This window comes from Kocuria sp., assembly GCF_030536815.1.
GTDB lineage: Bacteria > Actinomycetota > Actinomycetes > Actinomycetales > Micrococcaceae > Kocuria > Kocuria gwangalliensis.
On the sequence record NZ_JAUNPE010000247.1, the window covers coordinates 1 to 2,468 of the forward strand.

A 2,468-nucleotide genomic window follows, 5' to 3' on the forward strand; every position below is an offset into this window, starting at 1 on the left:
AACCACGTGTAGAACCCGAGCCAGCCCGCGGCAAAGGCGCTCCACCGGACCCACTCCGGGGCGTTCGGCAGCAGCTTTTCTCCCAGCGCGCCCAGTCCACCCATGACGGCGGTGACCAGGATGAACCGTGGCGCCCGGGCCGGGACGGACCACAGCAGGAATCGCGGCAGGGAACGGTTCAGCAGCCCATTGGTGCGGGCGTAGATCTTGTACGGCGTACCCCGCAGCGGTCCGGTGAGCAGCGCCCGGTAGCCCTTGGTCGCGTAGTCGTTCTCGACTCGGCGCACCATGGCGGCGGAGACGGCGGGTAGCTTGGCCAGAAGCCGCGCGGATCGCGCGGCACCGGTCGTGGCTCCCCACGTATGGGTGAGCGCTCCGCCCAACACGGCACCGGCCGTTGCGGAAGCCACGCATGTCAGGCCGCGCTTGGGGCTCTTCATGGCCACCGCGGACAGCCACACATCCGGGACAATGAAGAACGCGGTGGCCTCGGCAAAGCCCCACGCCGCTGCCACGGCATGATCTCGACAATCGGTTGAGCGGCTCATGGATCCTCCCATTGACGCGCGGTGACGTCGGTCGTTTTGGCCTTTGGCTCGGCGCACCGTAATGATCACTGTAGAAGGGGTTTGCCCTGCCGTAGCGTTATCTGCAGGACCGAAACGGTCAATTGGAGGAGTTCAGTCATGGGAATGGGTCACGACCACGGACATTCCCACGTGCCCCGGGCGGCCGACCGTGGCATGCGGCGCCGGCTGGTCATCGCGTTCGGCATCACCGCCATCATTGTGATTGCGCAGGCGGTGGGCAGTGTGCTCACCGGGAGCCTCGCGCTGCTCACGGACACCGCCCATGCCGCGGCGGATGCCTCGGGTCTGCTGGTGGCCGTGATCGCCGCGACCATGATGTTGCGCCCGCCCAGCGGCCGCCGCACGTGGGGATTCGCGCGCATCGAGGTGATAGCCGCGCTCGGTCAGGCCGTGTTGCTCCTGGCGGTGGGAACCTATGCGGCAATCGAGGGCATCCGGCGACTCTTCGAGCCCAGCGACATCCCCTCCGTCGAGCTGCTGATCTTCGGGATGATCGGTTTGGTCGCCAACATTGCGGCAATGGCCGTGCTCGCCTCCGCCCGGGACTCGAATTTCAACATGCGCGCCGCCTTCCTCGAAGTACTCAATGACGCCCTCGGGTCCATGGGCGTGATCATTGCCGCGATCGTCATTCACACCACCGGGTTCCAACGCGCTGACACCATTGCCGGGCTGTTCATTGCCGCGCTGATCCTGCCCCGGGCGTTCCGCCTGCTGCGCGAAACCATGGGTGTGCTCATGGAATTCACGCCCAAGGGGGTCAACCTGGACGAGGTGCGCGAGCACATCATGGCCTTGGACCACGTACGGGACGTTCACGACGTTCACGCCTCCACCATCGGCACGGGGCTGCCGGTGTTGTCCGCTCACGTGGTCGTGGAGGATCGATGCTTTGAATCCGGTCACGCCCCGCAGATCCTGGAGGCGGTGCTCGGCTGCGTCCGTGAGCACTTCCCCGTGTCCTTCGACCACGCCACCATCCAGCTGGAGACCGCTGCGCTGCGGGACAAAGAGTCCCCGCACATGCGTCACGCATAGCACGTCAAAATCCCCAGGCCGGGTGCCTGCTCCGCGCGGGTGACGCTCGAACGTGCCAAGGTGGCAGGAGACGATCCGTCCACGCCTTAGGAGACCCATGGGTTCCAGCACCAATCCCCCCAACCCGCCGGACCCCCTGCGCCGCCCCATTCCGCAGCGCACCACCGGCTGGGCCACCGGCATCGCGGCCACGTTGCAGCGAGCGGGCCTGAAGCCCAATCACATTTCCCTGGCCTCGGTCGGCTTCGCACTGCTGGGGTGCGCGTGCCTGGTGCTTTCCGCACATTTCGACGACGCCGCCCGGCTCCTCCTGCTCGTCGGAGCCGCCGTGACCATCCCGTTGCGGCTGGTGTGCAACATGTTCGACGGCATGCTCGCCGTGGAGGGCGGGCTGAAAACACCCACCGGTGAACTGTTCAACGAAGTACCCGACCGGCTCTCGGACCTGGCCCTGCTTGCGGGAGCGGGCTATGCGGCGTCGGCGATGGCCGGCGGCGTGACTGTGGGCTGGCTCGCGGGAAGCCTCGCCGTGCTGACGGCCTACGTGCGCACGCTGGGAGTGAGTGCGGGGGCGGGGCAGTTCTTCGGCGGGGTGATGGCCAAACAACAGCGCATGTGGACGCTCATGGTCGGGATCCTGGCGACCATGATCGAACCCCTGTTCAATCTGCCGCGCGGCTGGATGTTGTTCGTGACGCTGATTGTCATTGCCGCGGCCTCAGCGATCACGGTGGCCACACGGCTGCGCTGGATTGCCCGCGAACTCGAGAACCGAGGTTGAGCCATGACCGAGATCGGGCTGATCGGCCCGCAGTCGATCCGGCTGCTGATCGGCGTGGG

At 66.6% G+C, this 2,468-nt stretch carries 3 protein-coding genes; 2 read left to right on the plus strand and 1 reads right to left on the minus strand.

Annotated features, from left to right (window positions below):
* Window positions 1–548, minus strand: a 548-nt coding sequence (locus Q4E95_RS12785) for a YqaA family protein (protein WP_303383664.1), incomplete at its 3' end; no start/stop codon positions are given.
* Between the two features lie 144 nt (window positions 549–692).
* Between Q4E95_RS12785 and Q4E95_RS12790 the strand changes: the two genes are divergently transcribed.
* Both Q4E95_RS12790 and Q4E95_RS12795 read left to right on the plus strand, forming a co-directional pair.
* On the plus strand, window positions 693–1,628 hold the full coding sequence (locus Q4E95_RS12790; RefSeq protein WP_303383666.1) for a cation diffusion facilitator family transporter: 936 nt from the start codon (window positions 693–695) through the stop codon (window positions 1,626–1,628).
* Window positions 1,629–1,725: 97 nt separating this feature from the next.
* Window positions 1,726–2,409 carry a CDP-alcohol phosphatidyltransferase family protein gene (locus Q4E95_RS12795; RefSeq protein ID WP_303383665.1) on the plus strand — a complete coding sequence of 228 codons (684 nt, stop codon included), beginning with the start codon at window positions 1,726–1,728 and terminating at the stop codon, window positions 2,407–2,409.
* Window positions 2,410–2,468: the final 59 nt, after the last annotated feature.

What these genes read in the sequence shown, in the direction of transcription:
- Q4E95_RS12790 (WP_303383666.1), top strand. Translation starts at nt 693, where the DNA reads ATGGGTCACGACCACGGACATTCCCACGTGCCCCGGGCGGCCGACCGT.
- Q4E95_RS12795 (WP_303383665.1), top strand. Translation starts at nt 1,726, where the DNA reads ATGGGTTCCAGCACCAATCCCCCCAACCCGCCGGACCCCCTGCGCCGC.